The sequence below is a fragment of the Bartonella vinsonii subsp. arupensis OK-94-513 genome, assembly GCF_000278235.1.
Lineage (GTDB): Bacteria > Pseudomonadota > Alphaproteobacteria > Rhizobiales > Rhizobiaceae > Bartonella > Bartonella arupensis.
On sequence record NZ_JH725037.1, the window covers coordinates 1,010,627 to 1,031,743 of the forward strand.

Annotated in this window: 20 protein-coding genes and 1 pseudogene; 12 read left to right on the forward strand and 9 right to left on the reverse strand. The window is 35.4% G+C overall.

Annotated features, from left to right (window positions below; genetic code table 11):
* Positions 1-97: 97 nt before the first annotated feature.
* A complete protein-coding gene (locus tag ME1_RS04415) occupies positions 98-2,563 on the forward strand; it encodes a penicillin-binding protein 1A (protein WP_035008945.1) in 2,466 nt (821 codons plus the stop codon).
* A gap of 183 nt (positions 2,564-2,746) precedes the next feature.
* Positions 2,747-3,875 (forward strand): peptide chain release factor 2 gene (gene prfB / locus ME1_RS04420; RefSeq protein WP_155815196.1). Its coding sequence is split into 2 segments (ribosomal slippage): positions 2,747-2,815 and positions 2,817-3,875, totalling 1,128 coding nucleotides; the frame shifts between segments, so codons are not numbered across the junction.
* A gap of 129 nt (positions 3,876-4,004) precedes the next feature.
* On the opposite strand, the gene ME1_RS04425 is transcribed toward prfB, so the two are convergent.
* The 3 genes from ME1_RS04425 to ME1_RS04435 all read right to left on the reverse strand — a co-directional run bounded on the left by ME1_RS04425 (position 4,005) and on the right by ME1_RS04435 (position 6,848).
* Positions 4,005-4,484, reverse strand: a complete 480-nt coding sequence (locus ME1_RS04425; protein ID WP_004863816.1) for a peroxiredoxin — start codon at positions 4,482-4,484, stop codon at positions 4,005-4,007.
* Between the two features lie 148 nt (positions 4,485-4,632).
* On the reverse strand, positions 4,633-5,886 hold the full coding sequence (gene tyrS, locus ME1_RS04430) for a tyrosine--tRNA ligase (RefSeq protein ID WP_004863819.1): 1,254 nt from the start codon (positions 5,884-5,886) through the stop codon (positions 4,633-4,635).
* 281 nt (positions 5,887-6,167) lie between these two features.
* A complete protein-coding gene (locus ME1_RS04435) occupies positions 6,168-6,848 on the reverse strand; it encodes an alpha/beta hydrolase (protein WP_004863821.1) in 681 nt (226 codons plus the stop codon).
* Between the two features lie 164 nt (positions 6,849-7,012).
* Here ME1_RS04435 and ME1_RS04440 point away from each other — a divergent pair, with 164 nt between their 5' ends.
* From ME1_RS04440 to ME1_RS04470, 7 genes and pseudogenes are all read left to right on the forward strand, one after another.
* Positions 7,013-8,173, forward strand: coding sequence for a cysteine desulfurase family protein (locus ME1_RS04440; protein ID WP_004863823.1), 1,161 nt, complete (start codon positions 7,013-7,015; stop codon positions 8,171-8,173).
* A 151-nt stretch (positions 8,174-8,324) separates the two neighbouring features.
* Complete coding sequence (gene sufB / locus ME1_RS04445) at positions 8,325-9,836, forward strand: Fe-S cluster assembly protein SufB (protein ID WP_004863826.1); 1,512 nt, start codon at positions 8,325-8,327, stop codon at positions 9,834-9,836.
* A 52-nt stretch (positions 9,837-9,888) separates the two neighbouring features.
* Positions 9,889-10,644 carry a Fe-S cluster assembly ATPase SufC gene (gene sufC, locus ME1_RS04450; RefSeq protein WP_004863829.1) on the forward strand — a complete coding sequence of 252 codons (756 nt, stop codon included), beginning with the start codon at positions 9,889-9,891 and terminating at the stop codon, positions 10,642-10,644.
* Between the two features lie 11 nt (positions 10,645-10,655).
* Positions 10,656-11,918: a Fe-S cluster assembly protein SufD gene (gene sufD, locus ME1_RS04455; RefSeq protein WP_004863832.1), complete on the forward strand. Its 1,263-nt coding sequence runs from the start codon at positions 10,656-10,658 to the stop codon at positions 11,916-11,918.
* Positions 11,919-11,927: 9 nt separating this feature from the next.
* Positions 11,928-13,172, forward strand: a complete 1,245-nt coding sequence (locus tag ME1_RS04460) for an aminotransferase class V-fold PLP-dependent enzyme (protein ID WP_004863835.1) — start codon at positions 11,928-11,930, stop codon at positions 13,170-13,172.
* A complete protein-coding gene (locus tag ME1_RS04465) occupies positions 13,165-13,566 on the forward strand; it encodes an SUF system Fe-S cluster assembly protein (protein ID WP_004863839.1) in 402 nt (133 codons plus the stop codon). Before ME1_RS04460 ends, ME1_RS04465 begins: the two co-directional genes overlap by 8 nt.
* Before the next feature lie 80 nt (positions 13,567-13,646).
* Positions 13,647-13,939, forward strand: a pseudogene (locus ME1_RS04470) (site-specific DNA-methyltransferase); the annotation flags it as partial.
* Between the two features lie 51 nt (positions 13,940-13,990).
* On the opposite strand, the gene sodC reads toward ME1_RS04470, so the two are convergent.
* The 4 genes from sodC to ME1_RS04490 all read right to left on the reverse strand — a co-directional run bounded on the left by sodC (position 13,991) and on the right by ME1_RS04490 (position 16,893).
* Positions 13,991-14,515 carry a superoxide dismutase family protein gene (gene sodC, locus ME1_RS04475; RefSeq protein ID WP_004863847.1) on the reverse strand — a complete coding sequence of 175 codons (525 nt, stop codon included), beginning with the start codon at positions 14,513-14,515 and terminating at the stop codon, positions 13,991-13,993.
* Positions 14,516-14,850: 335 nt separating this feature from the next.
* Positions 14,851-15,162, reverse strand: a complete 312-nt coding sequence (locus ME1_RS04480; protein ID WP_004863853.1) for a hypothetical protein — start codon at positions 15,160-15,162, stop codon at positions 14,851-14,853.
* On the reverse strand, positions 15,149-15,499 hold the full coding sequence (locus ME1_RS04485; protein WP_004863855.1) for a hypothetical protein: 351 nt from the start codon (positions 15,497-15,499) through the stop codon (positions 15,149-15,151). The genes ME1_RS04480 and ME1_RS04485 overlap by 14 nt, the downstream gene beginning before the upstream one ends.
* Positions 15,500-15,678: 179 nt before the next feature.
* On the reverse strand, positions 15,679-16,893 hold the full coding sequence (locus tag ME1_RS04490; RefSeq protein ID WP_004863859.1) for a UbiH/UbiF family hydroxylase: 1,215 nt from the start codon (positions 16,891-16,893) through the stop codon (positions 15,679-15,681).
* 176 nt (positions 16,894-17,069) lie between these two features.
* On the opposite strand from ME1_RS04490, the gene pcsA reads away from it, so the two are divergent.
* From pcsA to ME1_RS04505, 3 genes are read left to right on the forward strand one after another with little or no spacing between them, the layout of a single operon-like run.
* Positions 17,070-17,882: a phosphatidylcholine synthase gene (pcsA, locus tag ME1_RS04495; protein WP_035008905.1), complete on the forward strand. Its 813-nt coding sequence runs from the start codon at positions 17,070-17,072 to the stop codon at positions 17,880-17,882.
* Between the two features lie 26 nt (positions 17,883-17,908).
* Complete coding sequence (locus tag ME1_RS04500) at positions 17,909-18,955, forward strand: enoyl-CoA hydratase/isomerase family protein (RefSeq protein WP_004863867.1); 1,047 nt, start codon at positions 17,909-17,911, stop codon at positions 18,953-18,955.
* On the forward strand, positions 18,952-19,356 hold the full coding sequence (locus ME1_RS04505) for a DUF6163 family protein (RefSeq protein ID WP_004863869.1): 405 nt from the start codon (positions 18,952-18,954) through the stop codon (positions 19,354-19,356). The genes ME1_RS04500 and ME1_RS04505 overlap by 4 nt, the downstream gene beginning before the upstream one ends.
* Positions 19,357-19,831: 475 nt before the next feature.
* Here ME1_RS04505 and ME1_RS04510 read toward each other — a convergent pair whose 3' ends face one another.
* Both ME1_RS04510 and ME1_RS04515 read right to left on the reverse strand, forming a co-directional pair.
* Positions 19,832-20,194, reverse strand: a complete 363-nt coding sequence (locus ME1_RS04510) for a hypothetical protein (RefSeq protein ID WP_004863872.1) — start codon at positions 20,192-20,194, stop codon at positions 19,832-19,834.
* A gap of 103 nt (positions 20,195-20,297) precedes the next feature.
* Complete coding sequence (locus tag ME1_RS04515; protein WP_004863875.1) at positions 20,298-21,113, reverse strand: MBL fold metallo-hydrolase; 816 nt, start codon at positions 21,111-21,113, stop codon at positions 20,298-20,300.
* Between the last annotated feature and the right edge of the window lie 4 nt (positions 21,114-21,117).

Consider the following 21,117-nt stretch of genomic DNA (forward strand, 5'->3'; position numbering starts at 1 on the left):
TTTCTTTATCTCAGTTTAGTGGTGATATCCTTGTGGTATTGGTGATGAGATAACATATTTTATTCGATCAATTCTAAAGAAAGCGATAGCCATTTTGATAATGATTTTTTTTAGATATCTTCTTAGTTTTGTTGTGACTATTGGTTTTTTGGGGGCCGTAATACAGGGGGTGAGAGCAAAGGAGCCAACCAGTGCACTTCCTGATTATGAAGTTCTTTCGCTTTATGAACCGCCTGTGATGACTCGTGTTCACGCTTCTGATGGTAGCCTTATGGCAGAATTTGCCACAAAACGTCGTCTTTATTTACCAATTCAGTCAATACCAAAGCTTCTTAAAGATGCTTTTGTTTCAGCTGAAGATAAGAATTTTTATCATCATTTTGGTTTAGATCCTGAAGGGCTTTCTAGAGCTTTAATCAATAATATCCGTAATATTGGTTCTGGAAAACGTCCAGAGGGGGCATCAACCATTACACAACAAGTCGCTAAAAATTTTCTTTTAAGTTCAGATGCAACATTAGAACGTAAATTAAAAGAAGCTATTTTAGCAATGCGTATTGAGAAGACCTATTCAAAGGATCATATTCTTGAGCTTTATCTCAATGAAATTTATCTTGGTCGTAGCACGTATGGTATCGCAGCAGCATCTTTAACCTATTTTAATAAATCTGTTAATGACCTTACTTTAGAGCAATGCGCTTATTTGGCTGCTCTTCCCAAAGGACCAGCAAATTATGACCCTTTCAAAAATACACAACGCGCTCTTAATCGACGCAATTGGGTTATAGATCGTATGGTTGCAAATGGATATGTAACGCGTGAACAAGGTGAAAAGGCTAAAGCAAAACCTTTAGGAGCAACAATACGCGGTAGCGATAGCTACGTTTTTGCTGCTGATTATTTTACTGAAGAAGTGCGTCGCCGTTTAATGCATCGCTATGGAGCAAAAACACTTTATGAAGGTGGGCTTTCAATTCGTACAACGCTTGATCCATCTTTACAGCTTATTGCTCGGCGCGCTTTACACAATGGATTAATTAAGTTTGATCATTCGCAAGGATGGCGTGGTGCTTATAAACATATTGATAAGAGCGATGATTGGGGCATAGAACTTGCGAATATTACGGGATTAAGTGATGTTCCTGAATGGCGTTTAGCTGTTGTTCTTTCTACTAACGCTAATAAAATAGAGATTGGTTTACAACCACAACATGAAGATTCAGGTTTGTTGTCAACAAAACGGGAAACGGCCATTTTGTCTGAAGCTGATTCAAAATGGGCATTAAATGTTGTCAAAGAAAATGGCTATCGAAAAACGGTTCGGGATTTATCTCATGTTCTGCAAGTTGGAGATGTCATTTTCGTCGAAAAAACATCAAATACAGATAATATTTATCGTTTACAACAAATTCCAAAGGTTGAAGGTGCGATTGTTGCTATGGAACCTCATACAGGACGTGTTCTTGCTATGGTGGGAGGGTTTTCTTTTGCAGCTTCTGAATTTAATCGTGCAACTCAAGCCTATCGTCAACCTGGTTCTGCTTTTAAGCCTTTTGTGTATGCCGCAGCACTTGATAATGGCTATACACCAGCATCGGTTATTTTAGATGGTCCTATCGAAATTCGCCAATATAATGGTGAAATTTGGCAACCTAAGAATTATGGTGGTACATTTGCAGGACCTTCAACACTACGCTATGGCATTGAACATTCTCGCAATCTTATGACGATACGGCTTGCTTATGATATGGGAATGCCTCTTGTCGCTGAATATGCAGAACGTTTTGGTATTGTAGATAAATTGCAACCTTATCTTCCCATGGCCTTAGGAGCTGGTGAAACAACTGTTTTACGGATGGTTACAGCTTATTCAGTTATTGCCAATGGAGGACGCTCTATTCATCCTTCTTTAATAGACAGAATTCAAGATCGTTATGGAAAAACAATTTACCGCCATGATGATCGTCTCTGTGAAAATTGTAATGCTCAGTCTTGGGACAACCAAAATGAACCCACATTAATTGATGAGAGAGATCAAGTCCTTGATCCTATGACAGCTTATCAAATTACATCAATGATGGAAGGCGTTGTTCAACGTGGTACAGCTGCGCGTTTGCGATATCTTAATCGACATATAGCTGCAAAAACAGGAACAACCAATGATTCTAAAGATGTATGGTTTATGGGCTTTACCCCTGACCTTGTCGTTGGTATTTTTGTTGGTTACGATCAACCAGCACCATTGGGATATAATGGAACGGGAAGTTCATTGGCAGCACCTATTTTTGGTGAATTCATGGAAAAAGCTCTGAAAGGGAAGCCAGATGTGCCATTTAAGATGCCAGAGGGGATGATTTTAATGCCTATTAATCGTAAGACAGGCATGCTTGCTGAAGCAGGAGATCATGATGTCATCATAGAAGCATTTAAACCAGGAACTGGACCTGCTGATATATATCAGGTCATTGGTAGTACCAATTCTTTTCAAGAAGGGATTCCTGCAACAACCACTTCTCCACAAGTCAACAAAGCTCTTGAAAGTGGTACAGGTGGGCTGTATTAGTCGATCAAATCCTCTTTGATATGATTTGGCAGGGGAAGGTGGTTTTTGTCTGTTTTTTTTTGCAATATAGCTACAATAAATAGGTTGATGAAGTCATACCATTCCTTTACGACAACCATTGAATTCATATAAATATTAAAAAGCATAACCAGAAAGAATCAATAAAGACTACGGTGTTCAATTATGCGAGCAGAAATAGAAACATTAGTTGATGAAATCCAAAAGGCAATTACGTTGCTAAGGGGGCATCTTTGACTGGGATCAATCACTAAAACGTCTCGAATATCTCAATCAACAAGCAGAAAATCCAACGCTTTGGGATAATGCACAGCAAGCGCAAGAGATGATGCGTGAACGTCAGCGTCTTGATGATTCAATCAATGGTATTCGATCATTTACAAAAACGCTTGAAGAATGCATTGAATTAATAGAGATGGGCGAAGAAGAAAGTGATGTTGAAATTATCACCGATGCAGAAAACTCAATACGTAATCTTAAAAATGAAATAGATAAGAGGCAAATAGATGTGCTTCTTTCAGGAGAAGCAGATCAGAATGATACTTATCTAGAAGTTCATGCTGGTGCAGGAGGAACAGAAAGCCAAGATTGGGCTTCTATGCTGTTACGCATGTATACGCGCTGGGCTGAACAACATAAAATGAAAGTTGACCTGTTAGAAATTCATGATGGAGAAGAGGCAGGAATAAAATCAGCGACTATTCTCGTAAAAGGGCATAACGCTTATGGTATGTTAAAAACGGAATCAGGTGTTCATCGTTTGGTACGTATTTCACCGTTTGATTCAAATGCAAAGCGCCATACTTCTTTTGCAAGCATTTGGGTTTATCCAGTCATTGATGATAATATTGAAGTTGATGTTTCAGAAGCAGATGTTCGTATTGATACATATCGTGCCTCAGGAGCTGGAGGGCAACATGTCAATACAACGGATTCTGCAGTGCGCATCACACATATAAAAACGGGTATTGTTGTTCAATGTCAAACAGAGCGTTCTCAGCATAAAAATCGAGCCACTGCATGGTCTATGTTACGTGCAAGACTTTATGAAGAAGAGCTCAAAAAGAGAGAAGAGGAAACAAATGTTGTTGAAGCTTCTAAAACAGAAATTGGATGGGGACACCAAATTAGATCTTATGTTCTTCAACCCTATCAACTTGTCAAGGATTTACGCACAGGCGTTGAAAACACTGATCCACAATCCGTACTTAATGGAAATTTAGACGCATTTGTAGAGGCAGCACTTGCTCAACGCATTTACGGAAAAGTGCAAGAAATTAAAGATATTGATTAATGAGATACAAAGTTCATTAAGATCTATAGATTGATTATTTTCTATATTTATTTCAGTGGGATACCAAAATTCACTAAAGCCAATAGAGAGGATGATTTTTACATCTTATAGATGTTTGAATAAAAAAACTTATAAACCATTATGATATAAAAGTGCAGCAGCAAACACTTCATCGGCATGTCCAGGGACACTAACTTTGCGCCATTCTTCTATTATTTTTCCAGTTAAATCAATTAGAAAGGTGCTTCGTTCAACTCCCATATATTTTCGCCCATACATGCTTTTTTCAACCCAAACACCGTAAGCCTCAAGAGTCATTTTTTCTTCATCTGAAACAAGGATGATATCAAGTTCATGTTTTGTTTTGAATTTATCATGTTTTTTAACATTGTCTGGAGATACCCCAATAACAACAACTCCAATTTCATCGAATTTTGTCTTCAATCGCGTAAAATCAATCGCTTCATTCGTACACCCACTGGTATCATCTTTTGGATAAAAATATAAGACAACAGCTTTTCCTTGAAGATCAGAAAGACGTAATTTACCCCCACCATCGCGTGGTAAATCAAAATCAGGAGCTAGAGTACCTTTTATCGATTTTTTCATTATTTTTTATCTTTCTTTTCTGTGTAGCACGTATAAGAATACGTAAAGAAGCAGCCATTTAATTTTCTCGTATTTATTTCAAAGATTTTTTATTTTTCCTATGGAGCGTATTATATCATAGGGATTGAATTGAAAAAATGAGAAAAAATTATAGTGGTTTTATTAAAACATGTTTTTTCTTACCGAAGGAAAGTTTAATTATTCCCTCCGCATCGATATCTTCTTCAACTATAAGGTGCGTTTCATTTTCAATGATTTGGTCATTGATACGTACACCTCCACCTTGAATATGTCGACGAGCTTCACTGTTAGATTTAGCTAGTCCTGCTTGTACTAAAAGAGTGAGCACCCCAATACCTGTTTTAAATTTCGTAGCGTTAATCTCAACAGTTGGAAGGTTTTTCCCGAGTGTTTTTTCTTCAAAGGTTTTACGAGCAGTTTCGGCTGCTTCATCGGCAAGATTGCGTCCATGCAACATAGCAGTAACTTCTGTTGCAAGAATTTTCTTTGCTTCATTAATTTCAGTTCCTTGCAATACAGAAAGTTTTTGAATCTCATCCATCGGCAAAGCGGTATAAAGCTTCAAAAACCGTGTAACATCAGCATCTTCTGTATTACGCCAATATTGCCAAAACTGATAAGGTGAAAGCATATCTGCATTGAGCCATACAGCACCATTTAATGATTTACCCATTTTAGCACCAGAAGACGTTGTCAGTAATGGGGAAGTTAATGCATATAACTGTATTGTTTCTAAGCGATGTCCTAATTCAATTCCGTTAATAATATTACCCCATTGATCAGAACCACCTATTTGCACACGCAGTCCATAACGCTTATAAAGTTCAACAAAATCATAAGCTTGTAGGATCATATAATTAAACTCAAGAAATGACAAAGAATGTTCACGCTCAAGTCTTAGTTTAACAGAATCAAATGATAACATACGGTTGACAGAAAAATGTTTTCCTACGTCACGCAAAAATTCTAAATAGTTCAAATTACATAACCATTCAGCATTATTGACAATGCATGCATCATTTTTTTTATCACCAAATGTTAAATAGTTCGCAAATACCTTTTTAATATTAGCAATGTTCGTAGTTATATCATCTTGTGTTAGCAAGCGTCGTGCTTCATCTTTGAAGGAAGGATCACCTATCAATCCTGTCCCTCCACCCATCAAAACAATGGGACGATGACCGGTCTTTTGTAACCAATAAAGCATCATAATTTGAAGAAGACTTCCAGCATGTAAACTTGATGCTGTAGGATCAAATCCAATATAAGCGCTTACAACTTCTTTTGAAAAAAGATCATCTAAGCCTTTTTCATCCGAAATTTGGTGAATAAAGCCACGTTCACTCATAATGTGTAAAAAATCAGATTTAAAGGCAAGCACAGTTTTGGTATCCTAATTTTAAATTATATTCATTTATACAATGGATTGTTCATGCATTTTCCCTACCATAAATAATACAGTCCTCACAAGAGAATGAGAAATTGAGTTATGAAAACAAATGTTATTACACTTTAGGGAAAAATGCTTTTCATTGAAAAATGAAGGAGCTATTTTTTATTTTTTAACGTAAATGGATGTGAGAAAGCTAGGAAATAGTATAAAAATGAACTTTCTTGTCATTATTAGAATAGCTTTTTTCATTTCTATAAATTTTAGCTCTCTTAGGAAAGTGAAAGTATTTCAGGAGGAGGAGCGAGAAATTCGCCTGTAATATGATTATCCAAATATTGTGCACATCGTTCAATAAGCTCTTTATTACATCCACTAAAAAAGTGGTTAGCACCTTCCAGTATTTCTTGTGTAATGGTGATACCTTTTTGTGTTTTTAGTTTATCTACAAGTGTTTGTACATCTTTTGGGGGAGCAACTTTGTCAATACCGCCGTGAATTATAAGCCCAGAAGAAGGACAAGGAGCAAGAAATGAGAAGTCATAAACATTAGGTTGAGGTGCAACGGATATAAAGCCCTCAATTTCTGGTCGGCGCATTAAAAGCTGCATACCAATCCAAGCACCAAATGAATATCCAGCTACCCAGCAATTTTTAGAATCAGGATGTTGTGTTTGCACCCAATCGAGTGCAGCTGCGGCATCTGAAAGTTCTCCTATTCCATAATCAAATTCACCTTGGCTGCGGCCTATACCACGAAAATTAAAACGTAATGTAGTAAAACCGCGTTGTTGGAACATGTAGAAGAGATCATAAACAATTTTATTGTTCATTGTGCCACCAAATTGGGGATGAGGATGTAAAATAATCGCAATTGGTGCATTTCTTTGTTGTGAAGGCTGATAACGCCCTTCAAGTCGACCTGCGGGACCATTAAAAATAATTTCTGGCATTAAATGCTCCTTAAATGCTATAAAGGTCCTCATTGACCTTTGCCGACTTTTACCATAGAATCTCTCAATTTATTAATAGATATTCTTTTTAAAGTGCATTTTTCAAGAAAATTGCACTATTTTTTTTAAAATCAATTGATATTGCTTAATGATTGCGATGTAAAATGGTTATAAAACGCCGATATTTTGATCATAATGCGACAACACCGCTCAAAAAAATGGCGCGAGTAGCATTACTGGAAGCTTTAGAGATATTTGGTAATCCGTCATCTGTTCATACGGAAGGGCGTGCTGCTAAGGCTTTATTGCAAAAAGCGCGCCGACAAATCGCTGAAAATCTAAACACAAATCCAGATCACGTTGTCTTTACATCTGGCGCAACTGAAGCAGCGATGACTTTATTAACGCCCTTTTATAATATGGGAAGCTCTAAAGTTCAATTTTCTCATCTTTACATTGGGGCAACTGAACATCCATCTGTTGCAGAAGGGGGACGTTTTCCTAAAGAATTGATCAGTACTGTTGCTGTTGATCAGGATGGTCTCATTCAACAAGATAAATTAGTTTCTCTCTTAACGGTTCACGATAAAATAAAAGGGCTTCCTCTTGTTGCAATTCAAGCTGCCAATAGTGAAACTGGAGTTGTTCAACAAATAAAAGAAATAGCTGCTATCGTTAGAGATTTCGGAGGAATTCTTATTGTCGATTTAACGCAATATATAGACAAAAATTTTGTCCAAATTCATCAGATGGGAGGGGATTTTTTTATATTGTCTGCGCATAAAATTGGTGGGCCAAAAGGAATTGGTGCTTTTGTTTCATGTGGGAATCTTTTGATGCCATATCCTCTTATTGTGGGGGGAGGGCAAGAAAAAGGTTTGCGTGGAGGAACAGAAGCGTTGCCGCTTATTGCTGCTTTTGGAGCTGCAATGGCTGATTGTTTCACACAAGAAGAGAGAGAACAATTAATATTCTTACGCAATAAATTAGAAGATGGAATACAGAAAGTATCTCGTGATGTTGAGATTTTTGGCAAACGCGTTCAGCGTTTGCCAAACACAACTTATTTCACTGTGCGCAATATAAAAGCTGAAACTCTGCAAATTGGCTTTGATTTGGCAGGATTTTCTGTATCAGCAGGTTCTGCTTGTTCTTCGGGAAAAGTGAAACAAAGCAAAGTTCTGAAAGAAATGGGGCATGATGTCCCTCATGGAGCAATTCGTATTTCAATAGGACGTGGCACAACATCTCAAGATATTGATGATTTTTTATTGTCTTTTTCTCAAATTATTAGTAATAGAAAGATGCAGAACTTATTCATTTAATGCTTATAAATTAGAATTATTTTAAAAATCAAATAAGCTTGATTGAAATTTTCCCACTTTGTATATAGCCTAGAAGACGAATTGCTCACTTTAGTTCTGTGAGGAAACAAGACTTTTACCGGTTCTTGATGCCCAAAAATGGAGAAAATTTATGCCGGCAGTACAAGAAACAATACGCCAAGTACGCGAAATAGATGTTGATCAATATAAATATGGGTTTGAAACCAATATTGAAACAGATAAAGCCCCAAAAGGTTTAAATGAAGATATTATCAGATTTATTTCTGCTAAAAAACATGAACCTGAATGGATGCTGACATGGCGTTTACAAGCTTTTCGTCGTTGGTTAACAATGCAAGAGCCTGATTGGGCACGTATTAAATACCCCAAAATTGATTTCCAAGAACTATATTATTATGCTGCTCCGAAAAATCATACAGGACCGAAATCTTTGGATGAAGTGGATCCTGAGTTGTTGGCGACCTATGAAAAACTTGGTATTCCCCTCAAGGAACAAGAAATTTTGGCAGGGGTAAGAAAACAGTCCGATCCCTCTACTTTTGATGATAGTATTTATGCATCAGGACAAGTAGCTGTTGATGCAGTTTTTGATTCTGTTTCTGTTGTAACGACATTTAAAAAAGAGTTGGCACGTGCTGGTGTTATTTTTTGCTCTATTTCAGAAGCTATTGCTGAACATTCTGCTCTCATTAAGCAATATTTAGGAACGGTTGTGCCTGCTGGTGACAATTATTATGCTGCTTTAAATGCAGCTGTTTTTACAGATGGTTCCTTTGTTTATATTCCCAAAGGAGTTCGTTGTCCTATGGAGCTTTCAACCTATTTTAGGATTAATGAACGCAATACAGGTCAGTTTGAACGAACATTAATTATTGCAGATGAAGATTCTTATGTTTCTTATCTTGAGGGATGCACAGCTCCCCAACGTGATGAAAACCAACTGCACGCTGCTGTTGTGGAACTTGTTGCCCTCAAAAATGCAGAAATTAAATATTCTACAGTACAAAATTGGTATCCTGGCGATAAAGATGGTAAAGGTGGAATTTACAATTTTGTAACAAAGCGTGGAGATTGTCGAGGCGATAACGCTAAAATTTCATGGACACAAGTCGAGACGGGTTCTGCAATTACTTGGAAATATCCATCTTGCTTATTGCGTGGTGATAATTCGCGTGGAGAATTTTATTCTATTGCTGTTGCAAATGGTTATCAGCAAATCGATTCCGGAACAAAAATGATTCATTTGGGGAAAAACACATCAAGTCGTATTGTTTCAAAAGGCATTTCTGCTGGTTTTTCAAACAATACCTATCGGGGGCAGGTGACAGCACATCGAAAGGCGCAAAATGCACGCAATTTTACACAATGTGATAGTTTATTAATTGGTAATGATTGTGGTGCCCATACCGTACCTTATATTGAAGCAAAAAATGCGACAGCTCAATTTGAACACGAGGCAACAACATCAAAAATTTCTGATGATCAACTTTTTTATGTTATGCAGCGAGGAATTCCTGAAGAAGAAGCTATCGCACTCATTGTGAATGGTTTTGTAAAAGAAGTGATTCAAAAACTTCCGATGGAATTTGCTGTTGAAGCACAAAAACTTATTGGCATCAGCCTTGAAGGTAGTGTGGGATAATTTTTAGGTAAAGAGCACTCTTGAAGTAAAAGAGCCGGAACAGGATTAAATTATGTTAGAGATAAAAAATTTGCGCGCCCGTATTGCTGGGACCGATACAGAAGTTATTCGCGGTTTAAACTTGACTGTTCATGATGGTGAAGTTGCTGCTATCATGGGACAAAATGGAGCTGGAAAATCAACTTTGTCTTATATACTTGCTGGTCGTGATGATTATGAAGTGATAGAAGGTGATATTCTTTATAATGGACAATCTCTTTTAGAAATGGATCCAGCAGAACGTGCTACATATGGTGTTTTTCTTGCATTTCAATATCCAATGGAAATACCTGGAGTGGCAACAATGGAGTTTTTAAAAGTTGCGATGAATTCTCAACGCAAAGCACGTGGTGATGAAGAGCTTAAAATTCCTGAATTTATAAAATATGTTAAAGAAACTTCTTCAAAACTTGAAATAGATATGAACATGTTAAAACGACCATTGAATGTAGGTTTTTCAGGTGGAGAAAAAAAACGTGCTGAAATTTTACAAATGGCGCTTCTTGAACCTCAACTTTGCATCTTAGATGAAACAGATTCCGGCTTAGATATTGATGCGTTAAAAATTGTTGCAGATGGTGTTAATAAACTTCGGGATTCAAAGCGTTCATTTTTGGTTATTACCCATTATCAACGCCTGCTTAATTATATTGTTCCTGATACGGTACATGTTCTTTATAAAGGACGAATTATTAAAAGCGGAGATAAATCATTAGCGCTTTATTTAGAACAAAATGGATATGCTGACCTGATTAGTGAAGCGGCTTGAGATCATTGAATATGAATAGACAGCAAGAATTGTTAGCAGTTGAAAAAGATATACTCAATAATTTTAACCAATGTATAAGCAGTTTACCTGGCGATAGTGGTGTGCGAGCAGTTCGCAAAAAAGCTATTGAACTGTTTCAAAAAACAGGGCTTCCTTCACGTAAAATTGAAAGTTGGCATTATACGAATTTGCGCACGTTACTGAAATCTGTTAGTGGTTTATCAGAAATAAATGATGAGCAATTTGTTGAAGCATTACTTTCAGAAAGTACTATCTTTTCTATTAAAAATGGAAAAACTGTTATACAGCCAAAGATAACAAATATTACGGTAAAACGTCTTGCCGATGCATTAAAAGAAAATTCTGTAAAGATAGACCAAATTATTTCTAATGAAGATTTTGTTGGGCAATTAAATACAGCTTTTGTTACTGATGGTTGGCTTTTTCATATTCCTGAAAATACAAAATTAAATGTTCCCATTGAATTACAAAATATTCAAATGGGTGGACAATCTCATATTTTTTCAGACATAAAAATTGAGAAAAACTGTCAAGTCATGTTTGTTGAACATCAGATTGGCAATGATAAAAATACCTTTGTTAGTTCGATATCTTCATTACATGTTGCTCCTTATAGCGATGTTACATGGATCATTATTCAAAATCGTGGTTTTAATTCCACGCAGTTTGGCCGATTTCATGCTGTTCTTGGTCAAGGAGCAAAATTATCACTCTATGTGATTAATATAGGGAGTCAACTTAATCGTCAAGAAATTGATGTTGAGTTACAAGGAGAGGAAGCTGATTTTCAATTGCGAGTCATAAATTTATTATCAGGACAAACACATAGCGATCTTACGATGACTGTTCGTCACGTTGAAGAAAAATCAACCTCAACAGAAATTATACGCAATGTGGTTACAGATAAGGCAGTTGGTGTTTTCCAAGGAATGATAGCTGTTGCTCAAAAAGCTCAAAAAACAGATGCACGCATGGCCTGTAATAGCCTCATACTTTCAGATGAAGCAGAATTTAATGCAAAGCCTGAATTAGAAATTTTTGCTGATGATGTTGCGTGTGGTCATGGTGCGACAGTTGCTAATATTAATTATGATCATCTTTTTTATCTCATGGCACGCGGTATTCCTTTTAAAGTCGCTCGTGCACTTTTAATTAAAGGATTTGTCTTCGAGCTTATTGAGGACATCAAACAAAATGATATTCACACTATTTTGGAAAATATTATTAGCAGATGGTTAGAAAAAAATGTTTAAGGTAAAAAAATGGGAAGTGACGTACAAACATTAGGATATGATGTAGAAAAAATTCGGCGTGATTTTCCTCTTTTACACCATCAAGTTTATGGAAAGAGGTTAGTTTATCTTGATAATGGTGCCTCTGCTCAAAAACCACAATCAGTGCTTAATGCAATGGATAATTTCTATCAATGTAATTATGCCAATGTGCATAGAGGAATGTATTTTTTAGCAAATGCGGCAACACAATCTTATGAAAATGCCCGTGAAACAGTTCGTGCTTTTTTAAATGCTCAAACAGCTGAGGAAATTGTTTTTACGAAAAATGCAACTGAAGCTATTAATGCTGTTGCTTATGGTTGGGCTATGTCCAAGTTAAAAGAAGGAGATGAAATTGTCCTTACCATTATGGAGCATCATTCAAATATTATTCCTTGGCATTTTCTTCGTGAACGAAAAGGTATAAAACTCATTTTTGTCCCCATTGATGACAAAGGTATTTTACATATTGAAGATTTCCAAAAAGCTTTAAGTGATCGAACAAAACTGATTGCTATTACGCATATGTCTAATATATTAGGGACTGTACCTCCTGTTAAAGAGATTGTTAAGTTAGCACATCAAAATGCTATTCCTGTTCTTGTTGATGGTTCTCAAGGTGCTGTGCACTTAACAGTTGACGTGCAAAGTCTTGATTGTGACTGGTATGTTTTTACGGGGCATAAGCTTTATGGTCCCACAGGCATTGGTGTTCTTTATGGTAAAAAACATCGACTAGAAGAAATGCTTCCTTTTCAAGGAGGAGGGGAAATGGTCGAGTATGTGACAACTGATAAGGTTTCTTATAATGCTCCTCCCTACCGCTTTGAAGCGGGAACACCTCCCATAGTTCAAGCTGTTGGATTGGCTGCAGCCATTCATTATATGCAAGAAAAAGACAGGAATGCTATTTATGCACATGAAAAAGCATTGTTAGCCTATGCACATGAAAAGCTTGAAACGGTTGAAACATTACGGATTTATGGTCACTCTCCCAATAAAGGGGCTATTCTATCATTTACAATTGAAGGTATTCATGCACATGATATTGCTATGTTTATTGATAGAAAAGGGGTCGCTATACGCGCGGGGACACATTGTGCGCAGCCTTTATTACAACGCTTTGGTTTAACATCTATTTGTCGTGTATCGCTTGCTATGTATAATACCCATGAGGATATTGATCAATTAGTGGACGCATTAAGAGAAACAAGGACATTTTTTAATGGCTGAATCAATTGAAGAGTGTCATTCTACGGAATCTGATGAGACTGTAAGCAAAAATAAAAAATCTCACATATCAGCAATTCCAGCAGACGAAATTGATCGTATGACGAATGATATTATTGCCGCTCTTAAAACAGTTTATGATCCAGAAATTCCTGCTGATATTTATGAGCTCGGATTGATTTATCGTATTGATATTGAAGATGATCGTTCAGTAAAAATTGAAATGACACTTACAGCACCAGGCTGTCCTGTTGCCGGTGAAATGCCTGGTTGGGTGGAAAATGCTGTAAGTGCAGTTGAAGGTGTTTCGCATGTCGAAGTTACTATGACTTTTGATCCACCATGGACACCTGATTGTATGTCAGAAGAAGCGCAAATTGCTGTTGGATGGTACTAAATACTTTAAGGAGTTTGGTTTAGCTCACTCAATAAGTGAGCATGTTTACTTTTTGCAAGCATTTAAACTGAGAACATCAAATGGGGTATCGTAAACGAAAATTAGAACTTACTTGGATCGGAAAAGAAAGACGTCCAAAACTCGAACCTCGTATTTTATTGGAAGATCTTGAGAAATCTTATCATGCAGCGCATCAAGTATCCGCTCAGGATATTTTTGATAATAAACTCGTTTTTGGTGATAATTTGCTTGCTCTCAAAGCGCTTGAATAAGAATATATGGAAAGGTGAAATGTATCTATATCGATCCACCTTATAATACAGGCAATGCATTCGAACATTATAAAGATGGTTTAGAACATTCCATATGGCTAAGAGGAACTACGGAAAAATGCACATTTCCATAGCTCATCACGACTTTAAGTTTATTCTTCGATAATACCACATGCCAAACGCGCACCACCTCCGCCAAGCGGTAATGGGTTATCTGAATGGTTATCTCCTCCTAAATGAATTATCAATGAGCGCCCTTTAATCTCTGAAAGTTTTTTAATACGTGGGGCGAGAATGCTCATTGTTGATCGTCCTTTATCATCAACATAAAGGGCAGGTAAATCACCCAAGTGACCATTAATATTATAAGGTCCAAGATGCTTATCCGTATGACGTGGATCATAATGTCCACCTGCTGCACCACCAATTACACCATCTTTCGTATCACATGAAGGATTTACATGCACATGAAAACCGTGTAAACCTTCGGGTAGGGTGGATAAATTTGGCACAAAAATTAAACCATATGTGTTTTCTTCAATTTCAATTGTACCAATAGATTTTTTGTTATTATTTTCTAGCTCATAAATTTTCACCTGCATAGATTCTGCTAATACAGTAGTGTTATTAGATAAAAATGTTACTGAAGCTAAAAAGAAAAAGAAAATTTTATTCATGTAGCACCTCCTTACACTTATTTTAAATAAATTTTTGTTACTAAAATATAAAATAAATATCATAATGATAAAAACATTTTCTACATATATGTAATTTTATGCTTACCTTAAATTTGATAAATCATAGTTTCTTAGAAAATTATAAACTCAAAATAATTCTCTTTACACATCTTTCAGCATATCTAAAACGCTCTCCCCTATCAAATGAATATACAGATTTTATAGACATTTTACCTACATTTTTTAGGAGATGTTTCTAAAGAAGTTTTCATAAACTCAAGATGTATAACTTGTTAATTATTTTTTATAAAAATTTTATTTATTATGAAATTTAACTATCGTAATGTACATTTGCCTTCAATAAAGGTACAAAATATACCAATCAGAATTCCCATTATTAATCCGATCATTGCACCAATTATCGCTCCAGTGCAAAATGCTACACTTATACCCATTGTGATAATTGGACCAAATCCTGGTAGGGCAATATAACCATAAGCCGCGAGAATTGCTGCAATGGCTCCTGATACACTGCCATTTAAACTTCCAATAAAAGAAGGCTCTTTAAGAGAATAATAGATTTTTTTTAAAAAAAATCTCTGAGGGTTGTTAGAAACAACATTTCTATGAATTTTAAAATGAATCATATTTTTTTCTTTTATTTTGAACGCTCACTGTTCCAGAATAATCTACTGATACAAGAAAATAGTATTTTTTAAATTCTGCTAGAGCGCGCCAAATCCCTTTATCATCTAAACGCAATCGTTTAATATCTCTGAAACCATTTTGCATGAGACAGTTTTTAATTTGCGAAGCAGTAAATGAATTTTGTCCTGGTTTAGTAAGATCTTTGGTAAAACTATACACAGAAGATTGACAATAGGGGGCATAAATAATCTTACTTATTGACGCTGTAACTATAGATGAAAGACATATAATCGCTATAAAAAAAATACTTAATTTTAGGCTTTTACTTAATCTCATCTTGTCATCACCTGTTAAAACAATATTCTATTAAACCTTTGTATTGCTAACAGGTTCCCAAGACTATTTTATTTTCAATATTATGCTTAATGACGTAAATTTTAAATTATGGTGATGAACTGAAATCGTTTTTTCCGCCGTTGTTTATTGTTTTATTTCATCAGCATCATTTTGTTATATTAATGAAAATTTTTGGAGAATATTTTTATAATTTCTTTAAATCCGTAATTCGGATACATTCCTTCTCGCATAAATAAATTACGTAACGGTGAGCAATTACGTAATAATCCAAGTCCAACACTTCGCATGATATGAACAGGCAACATATTAGAAAGTAAAGTAGAGTTGAGTGTGTGAACAGCACTGCTTCGGATTAATATGTCGGGTTTGCGGCATTTATTATAGTTTGCCATAATCATTTCAAATTTAGAATCGGATAGTTGATTAGGTAAAATATCAATCAAAGTTTGAACATCACGAAATCCTAAATTTAATCCTTGCGCTCCAATAGGAGGAAAAACATGGGCTGCTTCACCCACTAAAATCGTTCGATTGGCAGCAAAACAATGAGAGATAAGTCCAGAAAGCGGCCATACTTGAATTGGAGTTTCTAATTTCAATGATCCAAGCATTGATTGCATCTGATATTCGATTATTTTTGCAATTGCTTTCGATTCCAGATTCAATAATTCTTCAGCACGAGAGGGACTAACAACCCATACAAGACTAGATCTTTTTCCTAGTAGTGGAACCTGTGTAAATGGACCATTTTCTGTATGAAATTCCGTTGATGTATTTTGATGAGAAAGATCATGAGAAAAATTAAGAACAAGTGCCTTTTGCGGATAATTCCACTGTTTGATACCTATACCTGCTGCCACTCGTGTTAGAGAGTTGCGCCCATCAGCAGCAACAACAAGTGAGGTTTGGATAACTCTATCATCTGCAAGAGTAATCCATACTTGATTTTTTTGATAAAGAAAAGATTTTGCTAAAGAAACAAATCTTGTAATATTAGGCGTATGCATAACAGAATCAGCTAGAGCATTGTTTAACTCTACATTAGGTATATTATAACCAAAGGCTTCTTCACCAATTTCAGCAGAAGAAAAATTTACAGTAGGAGCACGCACAATCCTAGAGGTTATATCTATGATTCTAATGAATGATAAAGCTGCTGCATAACGTTTGAGAATATTCCAAATATTGAGTTTTTTGAGCGTACGTATTGCTGGCATCATAAGAGCTGTTGTCCGTAATTCATCTGTATGAGCTGGTGGACCAATAAGACAAACAGAGTAGCCCTTATGTGCAAGTTTTAGTGCTGCTAACATACCAACTGGCCCTGCACCAATAACAGCAATATCTTTATGTTCGTTTTTTTCAAATATCACAACTGTTTAAGCCTTTTCTCATTTATTAAATATTTTACCATTTCTAAATGAATAATCTCTTTTTAATATATGAAGTTTTTCTATTATATTATGTAATAAATATGCGATATAAAAAAGTAACCTTTTTATGATTTTTTTACAGTAGGATACCATAAGTAGAAATGGCGTATTGATATATGGATGAAAACTTTAGAAACGAGGATAAGAAAACCTTGAAACGTAAGCTAACAAAAAAAATCAAAACGAATGCCGACCTATTGCGCCATAAAAAAGTAACAATGCCACAAGCAAAGGCCTTTTCGGTCCATTTACTAACAGCTTCAGGTTCGTTTTTAGCATTTCTTTCTCTTATATCGGCATCTCAAAAAGAGTGGACTGCTATGTTTTGTTGGCTTGGACTAGCACTTCTCGTTGATGGTATTGATGGGCCGATTGCGCGCAAACTTGATGTTAAATACGTACTGCCAACATGGTCTGGAGAACTCTTAGATAATATTATTGATTACGTAACTTATGTCCTCATTCCAGCTTTTGCGCTTTATCAAAGTGGTTTGATGGGGGCAGGATTATCATTTTTATTGAGCGCTATCATTGTTATTTCATCAGCTATTTATTATGCAGATACTGGAATGAAAACCAAGGAAAACTTTTTTAAAGGATTTCCTGTCGTTTGGAATATGATGGTTTTTATGCTTTTTGTCGTAAAGCCAGGGGAGTGGATTACTTTTACCATTATTGCCCTATCGGCAATCATATCTTTTTTACCAATTTATTTTATTCATCCAGTAAGAGTCATTCGTTTACGGTGGCTTAATTTTCCGATTTTTCTCTTATGGTGTTCCTTTGGTGTTGCCGCATTTTTTTACCAACTTGATGCTCCCTATTGGGTTAAAATAGGAATTTCAATAACAGGTATTTATATGTATTGCATTGGTGCTATCATGCAACTCTTTCCTCAATTGGGATCTAAAAATAAGAAAAAACAATAAGATAAAGATTTTAGGCAGGGTACAAAATGCAAATTGATTTTGGGGCGGGTGATGATATTTTTTTTACCAAAGAAGGGCATGCTGGTGTTATAAAACTCACACGCCCTTTTGCATTAAATGCTCTTAATCAACGCATGGTTTTTGCTTTAAAAAAAGCTCTCAATACGTGGCAAAAAGATAACGATGTTTCTTGCATTTTAATTGAAGGAGAGGGACGTGCTTTTTGTGCTGGCGGCGATGTGGTAGAAATCTACCATATGGGAAAAAAGGATTCTTCTTACCAATATTTCAGTGACGAATATCGCTTAAATGCTTATATTAAGCGTTTCCCAAAACCCTATATTTCCTTTTTGAATGGGATTTGGATGGGAGGAGGGGTAGGTATTTCTATATACGGTTCACATAGAATTGTTACAGAAAATGCACTTTTTGCTATGCCAGAAGGGGCTATTGGATTTTTTCCAGATGTTGGCGCAAGCTTTTTCTTACCATCTCTTCCCAATTACTTTGGCATTTATCTTGCATTGACAGGTGCGCGCATAAAATGGGGTGATTGCTTAAATTTAGGATTAGCAACACATGCTGTTCCTGAAGTTGAATTAGAGTACATTAAAAAAGCTATTATTGAGCAAGGAAATCCTAAGTTAGCTTTAGAAAAACACGCAATTACAAAAGACTATGAAACAAGTCATGAAACACGCACTGTTATCCGTACTTGTTTTGGTGTAGATACGTTGGAGGAATGTATTGAATTGCTCCATAAAAAAAGCAATGAAGGCATCTTATTTGCCAAAGAATGTTATGATATTTTGCAGTCACGTTCTCCTACAAGTTTAAAAATTATCTGGAAACAAATGAAACAAAATCCATCTCAAACTTTGGAAGATTGTATAAAAATTGAAAACCGCATTGCACATCATATGATCAATTCACATGATTTCTATGAAGGTGTGCGTGCAATGTTAATTGATAAGGACAAAACACCTAAATGGCAACCAAACAAACTTTCATCTGTGACAGATGACATGATAAATGCTTATTTTCAACCTATTGAAAAAGAATTATTATTTTGAAAAATAATCCTCAAAAACAAATTTCAAAAATCAATTTAATTTATAAGTGTTATTTGCGTTTTTTGGCGCTCATTTGCTTAGGTTTAAGTGTTTTTTATTGGGTACGTCTTGTTGGTGTATTTCCGGGCGTTTTATGGCGTTTTGATCTTATGCCGTGGCAGTGGCAATTTGTATCAATCACATTGGCCATTGTTTATCCTATCGCCGTAATTGGACTTTGGATGTATTCATTGTGGGGAATTGTTTTATGGTGCATTACAGCATTTACCGAAACACTAATAATGTATTATTCCAATTATCAATTATTTGCAGCGCTTTATGGAATGTTATTTTTAACTTTTGTAATAATACAAATTATTATGATAATCTTTTTAAAAAGAAATCATAAAAAAGATTACTAAATGTTGCAATAAAGTTTTCGGACCAGAATAGACTGGCCCGATTTTTAGTGTTTCAATCTTTCTTTAAAGATTATAAAGAAAAAGGTACCCACCACAAATCCCAAACGCTAGTGGCTTTTGTTGAAAATATCCATAATAATGTTGCTATAGTTCCCCAGAGTGCTGGTGCCATAAAATATACCCCTCTTGTTTCCTTAAAAAGTTCCATAATATATATTATGCGATAATATGATGTGAAAAATAAGAGCATAATCTAAATCTAGAATAGAAACAGAAAACCCTTCTTTAGACACATTAATCACATTTAAATCGCACTTTTCATACTTTAAACAAAATTATGGCGAAAGTTTGTTAAGTATTAAAAATAATTTGACAAGTACTTAAATAATAAAAATTTAAATACTATATTCAAAAAACTTGGCTTTAAGTAATATTACTTAAAGCCAAAAAGCAAATATTCTATAATAATAAAAAATTATTGTTGTAGTAATTTACAACGTTTCATATGTGCGAGATCACTTAAAACAGCATTACGGTTGTTTAAAGCTGAGATTTCATTGCTTTCGCTTGACTTTACATCTAGAAAAAATAAAGCAGGAACAAATACAACACTTGCTGCTGTTAAAGCTACATTTTTGTTTCTTGCCTTAGATCGCTCTACAATTGTATCATTAATTTGACGTTTATTAGCGAAAAATTCTCGTTGAATATCAGCGCAACTCATTGCTCCATCATGTAATGTTGTCACTGAAATGTTTTTTTCTACACGTCCCCCACATGCTGACAAGGAAATCGCTAAAATCATAGAGCATGTTACCCGCTTAAAATACTTATACATAAAAACCTCATCTTAACATAAAAAAGACATAATTAGTGCGGAAATAAAACAAAATAAAGGCTAGAATTTTAAAGAATCTCTTAGTTAACAGAAATATTTAGTACTAGGCTTGTGCTTCTGTTTCAAAAATAAGTCCTTGATATGCAGGCTTAACATGTGATGGAACATAATTTACAACGTCATTATAATCAAGCGATCTATCCATATGTGTAAGTATGGCTTGTTTGGGTTTTAAGTATTTTATCCATTGTAATGCTTGATCAACGGAAAGATGACTTGGATGAGTTTCAAATTGAAGGGCTTCAATAACCAATACATCTAAATTCATTAATTTCGGTAATGTTTCCTCAGGAAATTTACTAACATCTGTACAGTAAGCAACATTGCCAATACGAAAACCTAAAGAATGGATATTCCCATGACATTGCAAATGCGTATTAACAATTATTGCTCCACCCTGCCCATGAATAATAAATTGACTATCTTCATTGATGAGGTGCTCTTTTAAAATAGGTGAATAAGAAGAACCTTTTGGTTTTTGAAAACAATATCCAAAAGCATTTTTCAAATGCTTTAGCGTAAACATATCGGCATAAATATCTATTAAACATTTTTGTGCAAGTGCATAACTGCGCAAATCATCAATACCGTGAATATGATCTGCATGAGAATGCGTATAAAGTGCAGCATCAAGATGGTTCACATGGGCATCAATCATTTGTGATCGAAAATCTGGACCAGTATCAATAACAATTGTTGTTTTCTTTCCTGATGTATGAATACGTTCGACCAATAAAGAACTTCTGTAACGTTTATTTTTAGGGTTATTAGGATCACAAGCTCCCCAATCACCATTAGGGCGTGGCACTCCCGGAGAGGGACCACAGCCTAATATTGTAAATCGGTACTTATCACACATAACC

Coding starts and splice junctions, on each gene's coding strand:
- ME1_RS04425 (WP_004863816.1), bottom strand. CDS start 4,484: ATGAAAAAATCGATAAAAGGTACTCTAGCTCCTGATTTTGATTTACCA.
- ME1_RS04435 (WP_004863821.1), bottom strand. CDS start 6,848: ATGCCAGAAATTATTTTTAATGGTCCCGCAGGTCGACTTGAAGGGCGT.
- ME1_RS04440 (WP_004863823.1), top strand. CDS start 7,013: ATGGTTATAAAACGCCGATATTTTGATCATAATGCGACAACACCGCTC.
- sufB (WP_004863826.1), top strand. CDS start 8,325: ATGCCGGCAGTACAAGAAACAATACGCCAAGTACGCGAAATAGATGTT.
- sufC (WP_004863829.1), top strand. CDS start 9,889: ATGTTAGAGATAAAAAATTTGCGCGCCCGTATTGCTGGGACCGATACA.
- sufD (WP_004863832.1), top strand. CDS start 10,656: ATGAATAGACAGCAAGAATTGTTAGCAGTTGAAAAAGATATACTCAAT.
- ME1_RS04460 (WP_004863835.1), top strand. CDS start 11,928: ATGGGAAGTGACGTACAAACATTAGGATATGATGTAGAAAAAATTCGG.
- ME1_RS04465 (WP_004863839.1), top strand. CDS start 13,165: ATGGCTGAATCAATTGAAGAGTGTCATTCTACGGAATCTGATGAGACT.
- sodC (WP_004863847.1), bottom strand. CDS start 14,515: ATGAATAAAATTTTCTTTTTCTTTTTAGCTTCAGTAACATTTTTATCT.
- ME1_RS04480 (WP_004863853.1), bottom strand. CDS start 15,162: ATGATTCATTTTAAAATTCATAGAAATGTTGTTTCTAACAACCCTCAG.
- ME1_RS04485 (WP_004863855.1), bottom strand. CDS start 15,499: ATGAGATTAAGTAAAAGCCTAAAATTAAGTATTTTTTTTATAGCGATT.
- pcsA (WP_035008905.1), top strand. CDS start 17,070: ATGGATGAAAACTTTAGAAACGAGGATAAGAAAACCTTGAAACGTAAG.
- ME1_RS04500 (WP_004863867.1), top strand. CDS start 17,909: ATGCAAATTGATTTTGGGGCGGGTGATGATATTTTTTTTACCAAAGAA.
- ME1_RS04510 (WP_004863872.1), bottom strand. CDS start 20,194: ATGTATAAGTATTTTAAGCGGGTAACATGCTCTATGATTTTAGCGATT.
- ME1_RS04515 (WP_004863875.1), bottom strand. CDS start 21,113: ATGTGTGATAAGTACCGATTTACAATATTAGGCTGTGGTCCCTCTCCG.